At 64.5% G+C, this 16,710-nt stretch carries 12 protein-coding genes; 8 read left to right on the top strand and 4 right to left on the bottom strand.

The window, feature by feature from the left end:
• Positions 1 to 293 precede the first annotated feature (293 nt).
• Positions 294 to 1,073, bottom strand: coding sequence for a hypothetical protein (locus BWR02_RS02455; protein ID WP_139556150.1), 780 nt, complete (start codon positions 1,071 to 1,073; stop codon positions 294 to 296).
• A 1,214-nt stretch (positions 1,074 to 2,287) separates the two neighbouring features.
• Positions 2,288 to 4,765 (bottom strand): response regulator, encoded by a 2,478-nt coding sequence (locus BWR02_RS02450; RefSeq protein WP_139556149.1) that lies wholly within the window; start codon positions 4,763 to 4,765, stop codon positions 2,288 to 2,290.
• Positions 4,766 to 5,063: 298 nt separating this feature from the next.
• On the opposite strand from BWR02_RS02450, the gene BWR02_RS02445 reads away from it, so the two are divergent.
• From BWR02_RS02445 to BWR02_RS02430, 4 genes are read left to right on the top strand one after another with little or no spacing between them, the layout of a single operon-like run.
• Positions 5,064 to 7,421: an ATP-binding protein gene (locus BWR02_RS02445; protein ID WP_139556148.1), complete on the top strand. Its 2,358-nt coding sequence runs from the start codon at positions 5,064 to 5,066 to the stop codon at positions 7,419 to 7,421.
• Positions 7,418 to 9,709, top strand: a complete 2,292-nt coding sequence (locus BWR02_RS02440) for an ATP-binding protein (protein WP_139556147.1) — start codon at positions 7,418 to 7,420, stop codon at positions 9,707 to 9,709. Before BWR02_RS02445 ends, BWR02_RS02440 begins: the two co-directional genes overlap by 4 nt.
• Positions 9,706 to 10,149, top strand: coding sequence for a response regulator (locus BWR02_RS02435; protein ID WP_139556146.1), 444 nt, complete (start codon positions 9,706 to 9,708; stop codon positions 10,147 to 10,149). The genes BWR02_RS02440 and BWR02_RS02435 overlap by 4 nt, the downstream gene beginning before the upstream one ends.
• The gene (locus tag BWR02_RS02430; RefSeq protein WP_139556145.1) at positions 10,146 to 10,760 is read left to right on the top strand and encodes a biliverdin-producing heme oxygenase; all 615 of its coding nucleotides are present in this window, start codon (positions 10,146 to 10,148) and stop codon (positions 10,758 to 10,760) included. The genes BWR02_RS02435 and BWR02_RS02430 overlap by 4 nt, the downstream gene beginning before the upstream one ends.
• A gap of 61 nt (positions 10,761 to 10,821) precedes the next feature.
• Here BWR02_RS02430 and BWR02_RS02425 read toward each other — a convergent pair whose 3' ends face one another.
• Positions 10,822 to 11,847 carry a lytic transglycosylase domain-containing protein gene (locus BWR02_RS02425; protein WP_139556144.1) on the bottom strand — a complete coding sequence of 342 codons (1,026 nt, stop codon included), beginning with the start codon at positions 11,845 to 11,847 and terminating at the stop codon, positions 10,822 to 10,824.
• A gap of 298 nt (positions 11,848 to 12,145) precedes the next feature.
• On the opposite strand from BWR02_RS02425, the gene BWR02_RS02420 reads away from it, so the two are divergent.
• From BWR02_RS02420 to BWR02_RS02410, 3 genes are all read left to right on the top strand, one after another.
• Entirely contained in the window at positions 12,146 to 12,847 is a 702-nt protein-coding gene (locus tag BWR02_RS02420) for a hypothetical protein (RefSeq protein WP_236101837.1), read from the top strand.
• Between the two features lie 122 nt (positions 12,848 to 12,969).
• Positions 12,970 to 13,374: a DUF4332 domain-containing protein gene (locus BWR02_RS02415; protein WP_129884333.1), complete on the top strand. Its 405-nt coding sequence runs from the start codon at positions 12,970 to 12,972 to the stop codon at positions 13,372 to 13,374.
• Between the two features lie 36 nt (positions 13,375 to 13,410).
• The gene (locus BWR02_RS02410) at positions 13,411 to 13,806 is read left to right on the top strand and encodes an MAPEG family protein (RefSeq protein ID WP_201276103.1); all 396 of its coding nucleotides are present in this window, start codon (positions 13,411 to 13,413) and stop codon (positions 13,804 to 13,806) included.
• A gap of 32 nt (positions 13,807 to 13,838) precedes the next feature.
• On the opposite strand, the gene BWR02_RS02405 is transcribed toward BWR02_RS02410, so the two are convergent.
• Positions 13,839 to 15,530: a M14 family metallopeptidase gene (locus BWR02_RS02405; RefSeq protein WP_139556143.1), complete on the bottom strand. Its 1,692-nt coding sequence runs from the start codon at positions 15,528 to 15,530 to the stop codon at positions 13,839 to 13,841.
• A 249-nt stretch (positions 15,531 to 15,779) separates the two neighbouring features.
• On the opposite strand from BWR02_RS02405, the gene BWR02_RS02400 reads away from it, so the two are divergent.
• Positions 15,780 to 16,619 carry a L,D-transpeptidase family protein gene (locus BWR02_RS02400; RefSeq protein ID WP_139556142.1) on the top strand — a complete coding sequence of 280 codons (840 nt, stop codon included), beginning with the start codon at positions 15,780 to 15,782 and terminating at the stop codon, positions 16,617 to 16,619.
• Positions 16,620 to 16,710 lie beyond the last annotated feature (91 nt).

The following is a 16,710-nucleotide window of genomic DNA, read 5'->3' as shown; positions in this document are numbered from 1 at the left end:
GCGAAGGGGCGTTGATCAGTGCGGTGGCTGGTTCGCCCGGAGGGCCGGGCTCCTACAAGGTGGTGTCGTTTTGATGTAGGCGCCAAGCCCTCTCGGCGAAGGGGCGTTGATTGGGGAGGTGGCTGGTTCGCCCGGAGGGCCGGGCTCCTGCAAGGTGGGTGCCATTTCCGCGGGCCTGCTGCTGGCTCTAACCGTACTCGTCGGCTGTCCTGTAGCGGGACACCGATCTCGTTCTGCGGGCAACCCGCCGCGCCCGAGGCGAGTCTCTGGCGCGGCGGGTCCTGAATCTGCGATTAGTCCTTAGGCTTTGCGCGCACGTTGAGGTGATAGGTAACTTCCGTCTGGAAAAACGGGAGGCCATCCTGGCTGGCATCGCAGCCAGCACCATGCAGGGTCAGGGTATGTTTACCCGGCCGCAGCGGTGGCAGCATGACCCAATGGCCCTCGGCGATCTGCCTACCGGTCTTTCCAGCCGGCAACGGCTTGTTGGGATCGCTCGCATCGCAACCCCTGATTAAATTGTTCTTCGGCAGGTAAGTAGAAAATTTCGGCGATTGGGTTCGAACCACGGAGATGCCCGATGCGGTTACGGGTATGCCATCGAGCGTGCTGCTCATCTGGCAGGCGGGATCGCCCCCGATGGTGAAATTGACCAGTATCTCTCTGACCTCTTGATCGGTGAGCGCTTCATCCGCGGTTCCCGGACAATCGGTCCAGATGGAATTCACCACTGGATAGAACAGCTTGCGATCCGCTGGAATCGTGCAGTTTCGCTCGACCGCTGGCCCGCCAAAGGTGCCGGCCAGGAACCAGACGTCGTCCTTGGGTTGGCGGAGTCCGCAGAGTGCGCCGGTCGTGTCCTGCACGCTGTTATTGCCGTCGGCTCCGGAGTATGCCCACTGCCACCAGCGGGCAGAAAGGCGCGCATAGCTATTGTTGTTCGAGTTCCAATGCCCGTGCGCGCTCTGCGCGGACGCCGCGCGCACGGTTTCCGGTCCGACTCTGGCGGCTTGCGATACTGCGGCGGAGGGCGGCAGCGTCCCTCCCCAACAGGTAGAAGCCGCCATCAGCACGGCGGGTAGCAGGCAAAAAGTCACGGGTGTCGTTCTCATTCTGCTCTCTCCATTTGATTCTAGAGACTTGGATCGACGAGATAGGCGTTCCGTGATTTGGAACGAAACCACGCCGGCTTTTACGGAGCGCTATTGCGGGAACATTACCTACGCTTGCCTCGGGCTGTTCAATTATTGTTGCGGGTGTATCGTGTATGGGCCTTCCAATAGGTGTCAGCTCGAGCGAGCAAGACCATCTGGCGCGGATATCCTTAGTCATCCTGGATAACCAGGGCGAGGCAGGTTTCCGCGCGAGAACCATACGCAGCGCCAAAAACCATGTAAATACGTAGTTCCACGTAGTGGCCGAGACCTGGGCAGACAGGAACAACACGAGTGTGTCGTCGCCGTCACCCGATGCCATCGTTGGCTATCGCTTGGATCACGGATACCCGGTCGCGACAGCGGTCTCGTGTCGTGGCTCGATGTCCGGCAGACAAGGCACAGGCATGCTGACTGGGCGAAACGTTAGGCGTGATCCGGTTTGTCGGGGGGTTCCGATCGCCGGATTTACGGGTCGCCGCCGTGACCTTTTTCTGGGCTTTGCCGTGAGCTGCCGTCAGCCGGAAATATCCGTATGCCGGCGTATTCGGGTTCTGGCGGGTTGGCGCGATTCGGTGGGTTTGGGTTACCGGAAAGCTGGCTTGGATCTATGCGAGCGATCCCATGGGGAATGGCGGCTACCGCAACAATCAGGCGGGTTGGGTTCGGCTCGTCCCGCTCTGTGCCCTGTCAGTGACTCATGCGGTGCGTTTTTGTTGTAAAGGCCGACCTTCTCGGCGAATGGGCGTTGATTGGGGCGGTGGTTGGTTCGCCCAGGGGGCTGGGCTCCTGCAGGATGGTGCCGTTTTGTTGTAGGCGCGGAGCCCTCTCGGCGATCGGCGTTGATCAGGGGCGGTGGTTGGTTCGCCCGGAGGGCCGGGCTCCTACAGGATGGTGCCGTTTTGTTGTAGGAGCCGAGCCCTCTCGGCGAATGGGCTTTGGTCAGAGGCGGTGGTTGGTTCGCCCGGAGGGCCGGGCTCCTACAGGATGGTGCCGTTTTGTTGTAGGAGCCGAGCCCTCTCGGCGAAGGGGTGTTGATCAGGGCGGTGGCTGGTTCGCCCAGGGGGGCCGGGCTCCTACAGGATGGTGCCGTATTGTTGTAGGCGCGGAGCCCTCTCGGCGATCGGCGTTGATCAGGGGCGGTGGTTGGTTCGCCCCGGCTTTGTATCGGCCTCGTCGAGCCACTTGAGCAGCGTCGCGTAGAGCACCGTTGGCTTGACCGGCTTACCGAGAAAATCGTTCATGCCGGCTGCGAAGCAGCTTTCCCGGTCCTCGTCGAAGGCATTGGCGGTCATTGCGATGATCGGGACGGTGTCGCCGTGCGGGAGCTGGCGAATGGCCCGCGAAGCCTCCATCCCATCCATCTCGGGCATCTGCATGTCCATCAGGACCGCGGCGTAGCGTTGGCGCCGCGCTCGTTCGACGGCCTCTGCACCATGTTCAGCAACCTCGACGTTGAGTTCCACCGCGCGAAGCAGTTCGGTCGCGACCTCGCGGTTGATCAGGTTGTCCTCGGCCAGCAGGATGGTTTTGCCCGAGTGGCGGCGGGCCAACTCAACCGCGGGATCGAGGTATTCCGGATCGTTCCGGGGTAGGACCGCCCCGGCCGGAGCCGCGGTTCGCGCCGAACTTTTCGGCAGCAGTGCCGTGAACCAGAACGTGCTGCCGACTCCCGGCTGGCTCGTCACGCCCACGTCGCCGCCCATCAGCCGTGCCAGCCGGCGGTTGATTGCCAGACCCAGGCCCGTGCCGCCAAAACGCCGCGTCGCGGACTTGTCGGCCTGCTCGAACGCATCGAAGACCCGCCCGACGTCGCGCGTGTCGATGCCGATGCCGGTATCCTGAACCTCGATGCGGATCAGCACCGCGTCCGCGCGATCCTCCGCTACCCTCGCCCGGACAGTGATAGTGCCGCGGTCCGTGAACTTGACGGCATTGCCCAGAAAATTCAGGAGCACCTGGGAAATCCGGGTGGGATCACCGAGCAAGGGCCCCAGCGCAGCCAGTCGCGGGTCGGTCTCCCGTCTCAGGCTCAGGCCTTTGGTCCGGGTCCTCTCCGCCACCAGTTCGCAGCGCTCCTCCACCAGTTGGACAAGATTGACGTCGGTCCGGTCGAGAACCATCTTGCCCGAGTCGATCTTCGAAACGTCCAGGATGTCGTTGATGACGCCGAGCAGGTGTTCCGCAGCGCCCGCGATCTGCTGCAGCCGCTTCCGGTCGCCCGCATCGCGCGCGCGGTCCAGCAGTAGGTGAGTGAGTCCGACGATCGCATTCATCGGTGTGCGAATCTCATGGCTCATGGTCGCCAGGAATGCGCTTTTCGCCTCGTTCGCGGCCTCGGCCGCGATCTTCGCCGTGGCGAGCTCGGCATTGGTCCGTTCCAGCTCGGCAGTCCGCTCCGCGACCAGTTCCTCGAGGTGGTTACGGTGTCGCTCCAATTCCAGTTCCGCGTAACGCCGCGCCGTGAGATCCTGGTCTAGGCCACGATAGCCAATGAGCTGTCCGGCGGTGTCCAGGATGGGCACGCCGTTCGTCAGCACGTGCCGCACGCTGCCGTCCTTGTGCACCATCTGGTTAGGCAGATTGTGGATCGGGGCCCGCAGCACCGCGAGTTGTTCGAACACCGACCTGACGCGTTCGACCTCCCCGGCCGGCATCAGGTCGAAGGCGGTTCGCCCGATGATTTCTTCCGGTCGATACCCGAGCAGCGTTTCGACGTTGTCGGACGCAAAGGCGTAGCGCCCCTCGCGATCGGTTTCCCAGACCCAGTCCGCGGTCGCATAGACAATGTCCCGGAAGCGTTTTTCGCTCTCCCTCAGGGCGTTCTCGACCGCGCGCTGGCTGCTGATGTCGCTAATGACCAGCACGGCCCCCAGGATACCGCCGCCTTTCGCGCGGATCGGCGCACTGTTGAGTTCGATCGGCGTTTCGCGGCCGTCACGCGCCACCAGCATACTGACGCGTGACGCTGCGTTCTGATTGCGCTGCGCTACGGATTCCAGGTCGAAGCCGATCATGCGGGCCTGGCCGTCGAGCAGGGTCAATACCTCGGCCAAAGGTTTGCCGAGGGCTTCCGTCTCGGGCCATCCCGTCAGGATTTCCGCCGCCCGATTCAGAAAACTGACGCAGCCTCTGGGATCGGTGGCGATGATGCCACTGCCGACGCTGGTCACCACCGCCGCGATCCATTCCCGCTGTCGATGGAGCTCTTTTTCCAGCGCTGCCTTGTCGATGGCATTCGCGATGGCTCGCCGCAGAGCGATGGGCTCGGCGCGGGACTTGTCGAGAAAGTCGATGGCGCCGTGCTTCAGCGCCGCCACGGCCGTTTCCGTGTCGGCGTTCCCGGTCAGCAGGATGACAGGACAGTCGCCCAAGGCACCGGCCGCGTGGAGTTCGTCGAGCACTTCGATTCCGTCCATGTCGGGCAGACGGTAATCGAGCAGGATGCAATCGGGCCGCGAGCCCTCCCACAGGCTGAGGCCCTCAGCGGCGTTTTCCGCTTCCAGGATGCGAAACGCCGGTTCCAGCTGATAGCGGTAGACGATCCGGTCTTCAGGCGAATCGTCGATGATCAGGACGGCGGGAGCATGGTGTTCGGCGACGGCGTTCACAGCGGGGATCTCATCGCTGGTGGCGGCATGCGGATACGGGTTACGGCGTCAGACCGCGCTAAGCGGTCAGTCTATGTCTTTTAAGATAATCCAGGGAAAGCCTTAGGTAAGCTTGGTCGCGCCCGGGTCGCCTCGACGTTGTCGCTTGAACGGCGCGGATCCCTGTGCAAACATCGGGGCTCGGTCGACGAGGTCAGGATCTCTGACTACGGATCATCGCCGATGTTGCGGCATCCGGTCTACCACCGGAAGTCTCTGTTGTTCACCGGGACTGTGATCGAACAACTCGTAAAGGACCATGACTGAGTCTCCACCCAAGGCAACGACCGAAACCGGCGCGTCAACCGTTACGGCTGGAGCGGTCGATCTGAGTAATTGCGATCGCGAGCTGATTCATCTGTGTGGTGCAATCCAGCCACACGCCGCGTTGCTGGTTTTGCAGGAGCCCGAGCTGACCATACTGCAGGCCAGCGGTAACACCTCGGACATACTGGGCGTCGCAACGGAGGCCTCGCTCGGACAGTCCGTCGAAACGGTACTGGGCCCGGACCCAACGGCTGCCCTACGGGAGCGAATCCGGCGTGACGATCTGAACGATGCGCTGTCGCATGTGCTGTCGGTGCCTCATCTGTGCGGTAAAGAGACCGCGTTCCATGTTTTTGGACATCGCACCGCGGACGCACTCCTGCTGGAGTTCGAACCTGCCGCGCCTGCCGATCTCGCCCGTTCGGCCGAGGTACACTCCGACGTCAGAGCAGTCCTGAATCGGCTGCAGAAAACGACCTCCCTGCAGTCCTTCCTGTCGCTCGCGGTCGACGAGATTCGTGCCTTGACCGGTTTCGACCGGGTCATGGCTTACCGCTTCAGCGCGGATGGCAGTGGACAGGTGGTTGCCGAATCGCTCGAACCCGGGTTGGATCCCTATCTCGGCCTGCACTACCCGGCCAGCGACATCCCTGAGCCGGCCCGCCGTTTGTTCCTGCTGAACTGGGTCCGCCACCTGCCTGACGTCGACTATGTGCCCGTGCCGCTGGTGCCCGAGTTGAACCCGCAGACCGGCAGTCCTACGGACCTCAGCTATGTGTCGTCGCGCAGCGTATCGGTCATGTACACCGGGTACCTGCGCAACATGGGCGTCCAGTCCACGCTGGTCATGACCTTGCTAAGTGCCGGCAAGTTGTGGGGCCTGATCTCGTGCATGCACCACCGTAGCCCCAAGGCGGTGTCGTACGAGATACGGCTCGCATCCGAGTTCTTCGCCCACATGGTTTCGCTCTTGCTGAGCGAAAAGGAAACGATAGACCATCAGGCCTACCGGGCGCGGTTGAACGGTGTGACCGAGGCGCTGCTGGCCGCCATCCGCAAGGCGGCGACGGTGCAGGACGCCCTGGCCGGGACCGAGCCGAACATGCTTTCCGTCATCGATGCCGCCGGTGCCGCCGTGGTGACCGAGGAGGGGGTGCGCCTGCTGGGACAGACGCCTCCGGAGGCGTCTGTCAGGGCGCTGGCCGAGTGGCTGGCCCAGCGCGGCGAAAGCCGCTACGTGACCCATGCGCTCACGGACGATTTTCCGGAGGCCGCCGCATTCGGCCCCTGCTGCGCCGGTTTGCTGGCCATCCGCCTGTCGCATGTGGCTGCCGAATATCTGATGTGGTTCCGGCCTGCCACCGTCGAGGAAGTGAACTGGGCCGGCGATCCGCGTAAACCCGTCGAGGTCAGCGAGACCGACGGCGAGATTCGGCTGCAACCCCGCACCTCCTTCGCCCTTTGGAAACAGACCGTAAGCGGCCGCGCGCGCCCGTGGCTGACCTGCGAAGTGGACCATGCCAGCCAGCTGCGCAGCGCGATCGTCGAAGTGATCGGCGAGCGGGCCCGAACGCTGGCCCGGATCAACGAGGAACTGGAGAAGAGCAACCTCGAACTGGATTCGTTCGCCTACGCCGCGTCCCACGATCTGAAGGAACCGCTCCGAGGCATCAGCAATTTCGCACGCTTTCTGCAGGACTCCGAACCCGGGCTGACGGAGGAAGGCAGGCAGCGGATCGAGACCATCGTCCGGCTGACCAAGCGCATGAATGACTTGCTGGAGTCCCTGCTGCACTATTCGCGGGTCGGACGGAGTGAGCTCGATCTGCAGGCGACGGCCATTGATGAGCTGATCGTACAAGTCGTGGCGATGCTGAGGTCGGGCAACCGCTCGGCGCTGGACGTCGACGTGCGCGTGCAGGGTCCGTTGCCGACGGTTTTGTGCGACCGCATCCGGGTCACGGAGTTGCTGCACAACCTGATCGGCAACGCGATCAAGTACAACGACAAACCTGCGAAGTGGGTCGAAATCGGCTGCGATCAAGCGCTGCATCCGCCGGTCTTCTTCGTGCGTGACAACGGCATCGGGATCCCCGAGCAGCACTGGCAGCGCATCTTTGAGCTGTTTCGCCGCTTGCACGGCCGCGACGCGTACGGTGGGGGCACCGGCGTTGGCCTGACGATCGCGAAGAAGGTCGTCACTCGCCATGGTGGCCAGATCTGGCTCGATTCAACGCCGGGCGAGGGGACCACCATTTATTTCACGCTGGAGGCGCCTGCCGACGACGAGCCTGTCGATGGCGGTGCCGTACCGTTAGGGCGGAGGGTGCCCGAGGGAGGTAAGGCGTGACGAGCAGGTCCTTCGCCGACGGCGCGGTGACCGCTGCACAGCCAGCGCCAGGGACTCCTGCCCTCGACGCTAGCGCCTGCGATCGGGAGCGGGTGCAGTTTCCGGCGGCAATTATGTCGCACGGCCTGCTCTTCCTGCTTTCGCCCGGTGATTACCGTCTGTTGGGGGCGAGTGCGAACGCGATCGCCCGGTTCGAGCAAGAGTGCGGAGTGCTGGCAGGGGCCCGGTTCGCGCAGCTCATCGCTGCGGACACGTGGGTGACGCTGGAAACGCAGCTTGCGCACTTGGGGGAGCCGGGCCCCCCGCGCCATCTGGGACGTTTCGGGATGCCGTCGGGTGGTGCCGCGTTCGAGGTGTTCGCCCACCGCTCGGCAGACGTCATCGTCGTCGAATGCGAGCCGGCCGCCGCCGACGTCGGAGGGTCAGCAGACATTGGCGGCTTCGAGGCGGTTTCCGGCGCCATCGCCGCGGTGCAGGCAGCAGCCAACTGGCAGGATGCCCTGGGCGTTGCCGTGAGCCACCTGAAACGGCTGACCGGTTTCGATTCGGTTTCTGCGAACCGGTTCCTGCCCGACGGATCGTCCTGGACGGTCGCTCAGTCCCGCGAGCCGCATGTATTGGATGTGCTCGGCAAGCGTTTTCCGCGCTCCGACATCCCGGAACCGGGGCGCCGCCAGATGCTCCTGATGCCGTTTCAGTATTCCCCTGACCTCGGCGACGAGCCGGTGCCACTGGTCTCGTTCGAGCCGGGGCTGGATCCGGCGACAATCGACCTGGGTTATGCGTCGCTGCGCAGCATCTCGCGCATGTGCAACCGGTTTTATCTGAACGTCGGCGTGCGGGCCCGGCTGGTGGTGACGCTGGCTCAGCAGGGTGAGTTGTGGGGTTTTTTGTCGTGCTGGAACTCGGCACCGCGTGCGTTGCCGTATGCCGCTCGCCTCGCCTGCCGGGCCTTGGCCGAAACCGTGGCGCTGCTCGTGGTCGAAAAGGAGGCGGCCGAACGTCAGCGCGAAACGCTGGCCGCCAAACGGCGAATCGCCGACCTGATGCAGGCGCTGTCCGCAGAGCCATCGCTCGACGAGGCCCTGGCCGTATTGCCGGCTCGGCTGATCGAAGCGATGGATGTGACCGGAGCCGCGCTGTGCGACGGGCAGCGAGTGATCCTGGCGGGCAACACCCCGCCCGCCGATCTGATCGAAGCCATGCGCCCCTGGCTGGAGGCGCAGGCAGAGTGTTTCACGACCGATCGCCTCCCATCGCTCTACCCGGCGGTTGCCGCGTATGCCGACCGGGCAACCGGCCTCGTCGCGGTGCGCTTGCTTGAGCCGGGTCAATTTATTTTGGGCTTTCGTCCCGAGTGGGTGCACGAGGTCGAGTGGGCCGGGAATCCGCAGAAGCCGGTCGAGATCGATGTCACCAGCGGCGAGGCGCGCCTGACGGCGCGCGGCTCCTTCGAGGTCTGGAAGCAGGAGGTTCGCGGCACGGCCAGGCCCTGGGGCGAGCCTGAACGCGAAGCAGTGGCCGACCTGCAGCGCGCACTGATTCCCTGGCAGCAAGCCGAGAAGCTGCGCCAGTTGACGGTGCGGCTGGAGCGCAGCAACGCCGAGCTGGAAGCATTTGCGCACACCGCAGCGCACGATCTGCGTGAGCCGCTGCGCGGAATCCGCAACTTCTCCTGTTTCCTGCATGATGCCGCCGCCGAACGGCTGCAACCCCAGGAACTGGCCTGGCTGGATACGATCAGGACGCTGTCCGGCCGCATGAGCAGCCAGATCGAGGCCTTGCTGCAGTACGCGCAGATCGAACGACAGGACCTGGCCGTCCGGACGGTCGACCTGAATCAGTTGCTCCGCACCGTCTTCGAGAACCTGTCCGCGCAGATCACCGAGTCGGCGGCGCGGATCGAGATTCCGCGACCCCTGCCGACGATCGCCTGTGATCCGGTGCGGACCGCGGCCGTGTTCGAAAATCTGATCACCAACGGCATCAAGTACAACGATCGGTCCGACAAGTGCATCGAGGTGGGCTATCTGGACGGAACCCCCCCGACCTTCTTCGTCAAGGACAACGGGATCGGCATCGCCGAACGGCACCGGGACGCCGTGTTCCAGATCTTCCGCCGCCTGCATCCGCGCGATGCCTATGGTGGCGGGACCGGTGCCGGCCTTGCCATCGTCCGCAAACATGTCGATCAGCAAGGCGGGCGGATCTGGCTGGAATCGGTGCCGGGCGAGGGGTGCCAGTTCTACTTCACGCTGGCGCCGGGCGGCGCAGGACGAGGAACATGAGACGCAACGTGCCGCTATTGATCGTCGAGGATTCCGACGAGGACTTCGAAGTCACCTGTTGGGCGCTTCGCAAGGTCGGCGTGGAAAGGCCGATCATTCGCTGCACCTCGACCGAGGGCGCGCTTGGCTATCTGCTGCCCCCGGAAAAATCGCCCGACCCCGCGCCGCCGCTGCCGTGCCTGGTCTTGCTGGACCTGAACCTTCCGACCGGCGACGGACGCCAGCTGCTGGAAGATCTGAACCGGTTGCCGCGGCGGCCCCCAGTGCCTCTGGTGATTCTGTCGACGTCGAGCAACCCGCGCGATGTGGTCGCCTGCTACCGGCTGGGTGCCTCGGGTTATCTCAGCAAACCCCTCGATCTCGACGATTTCGTCGAAAAACTCCGCGTTTTCGCAGCGTACTGGTTCATGGCCGTGACGCTTCCGGAGGGCGAGGGTTGAGCGCAGCTCCCGTGGTGCGCGATGCGGCGGCCGAGGCGCTCTGGAACCGGTTCAAGATGGCCACCGCGGCGCAGCATCGGCGTGTCGAACGGACGTTCCCCATTCTTGAGCCGACCCTGACGCGGGCGGATTATCGCTTCTGGCTGGCGCGCCTCCATGGGTTCTACGGGCCTCTGGAAGCTGTGCTGGAGCCTTGGGCGCCGGAGATGGCCATCGACTGGACGGTGCGGCGCAAGGCCCTCCATCTGCAAGCCGATCTACGGCATTTCGGACTATCGGTGGAAGCGATCGCCGCTCTGCCACGCTGTGCCGCCCTGCCCGCGGTAGGCGACCTCGCCGCAGCCTTCGGCGTGACTTATGTCCTCGAGGGTGCGACCTTGGGCGGGCGCCTGATCGCGCGGCAGTTGTCCGCCCGGCTGGGCGTGGCGGCGGGAGCCGGTGCCGATTTCTTCAACGCATACGGCGATGAGGTGGATGCGCGCTGGCTGGCATTCCGCCTCCGGCTGGCGGCGGCGGTGGCGGCGCCGGCGCTTGAGGCGCGCGCCATAGACGCGGCCTGCCACACTTTCGATGCGCTGGGGAATTGGTTGCAGGCGGGATCAACGGGATGAGAGTCCGGCGCGGTCCCGCCATCCGGCCCGCTTACCGCCCAGGGGGCTGCAGGGCGCAGGGCTAGCCCAGGCCCGGGACGCCGACCTTCTGGATGTGCACGGCGTTGTTGCCTTCCTCGTACTTCGGTAGTCTGCCCTCGGTGCGCCACAACCGATAGGCCAGCGCGGCCGTCAGCACGCGCACCGGGTAATCCCGGGGCAGGTGTTGCAGGTAGGGCTGTATCGTCACGAAATCGCGGGCGTGGTACTGGCTCATGATCGACAGCAGACCGCCGTTGCGCGGGCCGATGTTGTAGGCCAGCAGGCCCAGGAACAAGTCTCCCTTCATTTCCGCGAGATAGTGGCTCAGCGTTGCGGCAGCCACGAAGGTGTTGTGCCGATGGTCGCGCAGGTCGACCGTCGTGGCGTCGAGATGCTTGCGGGCCTCGGCCATGGCCGTTTTTGGTGGCGCGGTGATCTGAAACAGCCCACGCCCGCCGTCCTTGCTGTCGCGTGGCCGGAAGGACGATTCGGCCGCGCCGACGCCGACCAGGACGTCTTCATCGACGCCGTAGATCTTGGCGGCCTCCTGGATGAACGGGAGATAGGCGCCCGCCCTCTCCCACATGAGCTGGTACTGGTACAGGTCGGCGCGCCGGTAGGCAGCGAAAACCTGATGGGCCAGGGTCGTGCGCTCGGCTTCCGCGGTGCCGCCCACCAGCGTCCGGAAATTGGTGAGCTGGCGATGATAGGCGTCCCGTGACGCAAACCAGCCGGCCCAGGCGGCCAGCAGGCAAGCCGCAAGCGCCGGAAGGAACGGCTTCAGCCGCAGCAGCCAAGACCGGCACAGGCGCCAGACCTTGAGTGCCACGGTCGTCGTCAGGGCCAGCCCCAACACGATCGCGGCGAAGGGCAGCAGGCTGGACATCAGCCCGGTTCCGGCGAAGCGTTCGGCCGCGTGGCCCAGCGCCGCGATGATCGCCACCAGGGCCGCCGCGATTAAGGCGGCGGTCTCGATACTCAGGATCAGCGCTTGTTGCCAGGTCAGGCGGGCCGGCAGGCTGCGAGGCGCGGGCCGCCGTGCCGTGCTCCGTTTCCGCGTCGCCATGGGCTTGCTCTGGCGACGCGGGCTTCGGCCGGGTTCGGTAGCGGACAATAAAGGGCTCCCAGAGCGCGTTGGATGAACCGCAGGATGGTAGCAGAGGGGCGCGTGCCGTGCCTGCTTCGGCTGCCGAATGCTCGGGCGCGGCGCGCGGCCCGGACGTCTCTCGACAGCGGCCGGCGCGGCGGTTCGGCTTCCTTAGTCCCCCGCCTCGTAATACGATATGGCACGTCAACCACGGGGGCATTGCCCGGCGTCGATCCGGTATCATCCGCCCGGACCGTCTTTTTTTCAGGAGACTTGCATGATGAACGTGAATTTGCGATGGCTGCAATGGCTCTGCCGGGCGGGGTTGGTGACGATGGTTATGCTTAGCCCGCAGTTGGTTGCGCAGACGACCGCGGTCGCCCCGGCGAAGACGATGCCGGATGTGGTTCCGGACACCGCGCCGATTCCCGCTCATGTGAAGCAGCGTATTCTCGACCATATGAAGCAGACGGATCTGCAGCGTCTGCACGGGTGGCCGGGCATCGTGTTCTACTGCCCTGTCGAGGAAGCCAAGAGCGACGCGATCAAGACGGTCTGCAGCCGCATCAACGCGGAAGTCGGGTCGATGATGGCGGCATCGAACATCAAGTTCCAGGTCGCCAAGAATGCGTTCGACCTGCACTTCCTGCCGCATATGACCGGCCGATTGCTGCTGGTCGTCGACATCCTCGCGACGGGGCCGGAGAGCCCGGCGGCAGCGCTGTCGGCCAGTGTGCAGGCGCTGGCGCATTATGCGCATGCGGTGAACTGGTCTTCGGAACTTCATCCCTTACAGGAGGCCGGCGACGGACGGAGCCCGCTCGAGGTGCCCCAGCATGTCAATGCCGTCCTGTGGGAAAGCGAGCTCATCGTTGCCGGAACGGGCGGGCTTTCTCCGCTGGAAGACGCCGTGTACAAGGGGGTTCACGAACGGATCGCGGCGTTTCTGGCGGAATTCGTGAAGGTCAACCCGAAATAGCCCCGAGCGGGTCCTCAGCGTGCAGCGATAGGCCGGGGATGCTGCAGCGGCTCGCAACCACTGCGCCGCGGGACTGGCGGCTGGTAACCCGGCAGACGATTCAACCGTAAAGGAGGGATGGAATGGCGAAAATTGAGGAAATCGAGGGCATCGGCCCGGCGTACGCGGAAAAGCTGGCTCAGGCGGGCATTGGCGATTGTGCCGGTCTCTTGGAGCAGGGCGCAACGGCAGCCGGACGACAGAAGATTTGTGAGTCCACCGGCATCAGCGCCAGTCTCGTGCTGCGCTGGGTCAACCATGCCGACCTTTTCCGGGTGAACGGCATCGGCCCCCAATACGCCGAACTGCTCGAAGCGGCCGGCGTCGATACCGTTGCGGAACTGGCCCAGCGCGTGCCGGCCAATCTGCATGCCAAGCTGACCGAGGTCCAGGAACAGAAGGGGCTGACCGGTCGCGTACCCGCCGCATCGTTCGTCGCGGATTGGGTCGAACAGGCCAAGCAGTTGCCGAAAGTCGTCACTCATTGACCGGCCTGGGATCCTCACGTTGACGACCCGACATCCGTGACGCCGGTCATCGTTCCCGTCTACGCGGCGATTCTCGCGCTCGTTTTCGTGGCGCTGAGCCTCCGGGTCATCCGGTGCCGGCGCCGCGACCAGATCGCGGTCGGTCACGGCGACTCGGCCGAGCTACTCAGGGCAGCCCGCGTCCAGGGCAATTTCGCCGAATACGTCCCGTTGGCGCTGCTCCTGCTGGCGTGGGTCGAAACCCGCGGCTTTCCAGGCTATCTGGTCAACGGCCTCTGTCTCGTCCTGCTCGCCGGACGGGTCGCCCATGCGTTCGGCATGAGCCAGAATCCGGAGGATTTCCGCTTTCGCGTCGGCGGCATGGTCGCGACCTTCTTCGTGCTGTCAGGAGCGGCCGTGCTACTGATCGGGGCGGCCGTTTATCCCGGGTGAACGGTTCGGGTCCCGTCGTGTGGGCGGGGGCATCAAAGCGTCACGACCGTCCGTACCCGGCCGGCGCGCGCATGGCGTGCGGTCAATTTGAGTGTGTCGCCGGCCTTGGCCCGCACGACCCATTCCACTTTGAGGCGCTGGTTGGTTTCATCGCCGCTCCACCCTGCCCAGCTCGATGAGGTGACCGGCGTGTAGGCCAGCCCCTCGAGCTCCCCGTGTGAGGATCGAGGCTTTCCGACCAGCAACTGCGCCCCTTCGGGGAGCTCGATCTCGCAAATCACCCCCGGCGTCAGCCGTTTCTCTAGGGCCAGCTTGGTGACGTAGCTTGGCAGCCAGCCGGTATTGTCGACGACCAGTCGGACCCGCCAGGTGTCGTCGCCCAGGGCTTCGGCCGTCGCGGCCCGCAGTTCGAGCCGGGGCGAAATCAGCAGATGCCAGACCAGCCAGTCCGGGAATCTGGCGATTTCCCGTTCCAGCATTGCCGGGGGCGGATTGCTCCATGAATACAGCGTATCCCAGCCCCCCAGTTCGATCGGTCCCAGTTGCGGATGCTCGTAGGGATACCAGTCGACGAAGGCATGGCCTCCCAGCACCTCATCGTTCCACTTCAGCAGTTTCAGATCGTCTTCGATCGGATGCTCGCGGTACCACTCGATGAACCGGTAGTCGGTGATGCCGGCTTCGCGCTGGGGGCTCCAGATCTCGACGGTCCAGGCATAGCAGCCGAGGTGCTCGAACACCCAGTCGTCGAAGGTGCCCGTGATCACGGACTTCGGGTGGTAGCGGAAGTCATGAAACACCGAAATCGCCGGATAGCCGGTCAGCTCGGTGCCTTTGGCGCCGATTTTCTGGTAGGTCCATAGATCCTCGGCGTGCAGCGTGTCGTCGGCCCGGTGGGAGTAAGGTCGCAACAGCACGCCGCTGAAGGTATGGAAGGTGACGGCACCGGTGATGTTCGGGTGGTCGCTGACGAAGCGGACCGCGGCATGGACCTCGGGTTCGGATGCCGGGAACGGGCCGGCGCCGTGCTGTTCCCGCTCTGGACGCCAGTTGGCGGGGTAGTTGCGGTTCAGGTCCAGCTGCGTGTGCAAGGGCTGGAGCTTCAACAGCGCGCCGTCGTAGTCCTCGATCGAGCCCTCCGGCAACAGGCGGTAGTAATTGCCGCCGGTCTCGGTCGGTTCGCGGCGGACGAGCAAGCGCGGATCGTGTTCGCTGATCTTCCAGGGTCCGGTGGGGTCGGGGATCCGCATTGTCAGGATGCGTCCGTCGCCATCGATGTCCTCCCGCCGCAAGCCGCCCACCGGTTCTTCCTCATAGGGGTAGGGCCGCGTGCTCGAACGGATGAAGCGTGGCACATCCGCCAGCGCGAGTTCTGCGCCATCCGGATTGAGCCGCGGACAGATGTAGAATGCGCGCGAGTCGAGACAGCGGGTCACATCGGCATCCGCGCCGTAACGCGTCACCAGGTGCTGGATGAAATAGAGGCAGGCCATCGACGCGGTGACTTCGGTCGCGTGGATGTTGCCGTCGATGTAGAGTGCCGGTTTGTCGCGGTCCTCCCCGGTGTCGAAGCGCGTGACCGCTGCCAGCAAGATGTCCCTGCCTTCATGGCTGCGCCCGATGCTGTGCAGGCGCAACAGGCCGGGATGATCGGCGGCGAGACGTTCCAGCGCGCGGGTCAGTTCGTCGTGGCGGTAGTAGGTGTCGAAGGGGAGCGCTGTCATGGGGTTGTGTTGGCGAGAGGGTTGAAATGCCGGCGACTGGCACTCTAGCATGGACCGGCGGTCGGTCGGCAGACGGTGGACTGTGGTATTTTTCGCAGGCCTTTTCGGGCTGTCATGGGGAGCCGCTTGACAAGGGCATGCTGTTGGCGTTATACCAAGCGCCATTGTGATCCAAGCAACACTGTGACGTAAAAGCGACACCGAACGGCGCAAGGCCCCCGGCAAGCACTTAGACGTGGACGAAGAGAGATGAAGACGACAACCTTGTTTCCCCTCCTCGCGGCGGCCCTAGCGGTCTGGCTTTCGGGTTGTAGCACGCGCACCGTTCAGCCCCAGCCGGTCGCCGCTGCGCCCGTGCCGAAGAAGCACTTCGAACCCCGCTACTTATCGCGAATTCCCGTGCCCGAGATCCCCCTGAACTTCTCCGGATCGCGCTCGGTCTCCGATGTGTTGCATATCTACGGCCCGGAGTCCGTCGAACGGCTGGTGCCGTATTTCAAGAAGGCAGGCGTCGACTATCCGCCGCGCGAGGTGACGCTGCTGGCCTTGAAGGCTGAACGACGGATGGAAATCTGGGCCCCTGACCGCCGCGGCACGAACAAGCTGATCCGGTCCTATGACATCCAGGCGGCCAGCGGAACCCGCGGCCCGAAACTGCGTGAGGGCGACCGGCAAGTGCCGGAAGGCGTCTACCGGCTCGTGTTGCTGAACCCAAACAGCAACTACCACTTGTCGATGAAACTGGACTATCCGAACAGCTTCGATCGCTATCAGGCCCAGATGGAAGGTCGCAGTCGCCTCGGTGGCGAGATCTTCATCCATGGCAAGGCGGTGTCCGCGGGTTGCCTCGCGATGGGTGACATGACCATCGAGGAACTGTTCGTGCTCGTTGCGCATGTGGGCAAGGAGAACGTCAAAGTCGTCATCGCGCCGCACGATCCGCGGCAGAAAGCATTGATGCCTGCCAGCGGCGACCTGCCGGAATGGGTGCCCGAGCTGTATCAGACCATCGCCTACGAGGTCGGACAACTGCAGCCGCGCAAGCAGGCCAGTGCGGAAGGAGTCACCACGACGGCTCGGCGCTTCTAAGGCAACGCTGAACGAACGCCAACCCGGCTTCGTTCGGAACGGGTGAGACGAAACGCGGTTTCGGCGCACCTTACCTGCCAGAACATTTGCC

It is taken from the genome of Methylotetracoccus oryzae (assembly GCF_006175985.1).
GTDB classification, from domain to species: domain Bacteria; phylum Pseudomonadota; class Gammaproteobacteria; order Methylococcales; family Methylococcaceae; genus Methylotetracoccus; species Methylotetracoccus oryzae.
This window is presented reverse-complemented; position numbering and strand designations above follow the sequence as displayed.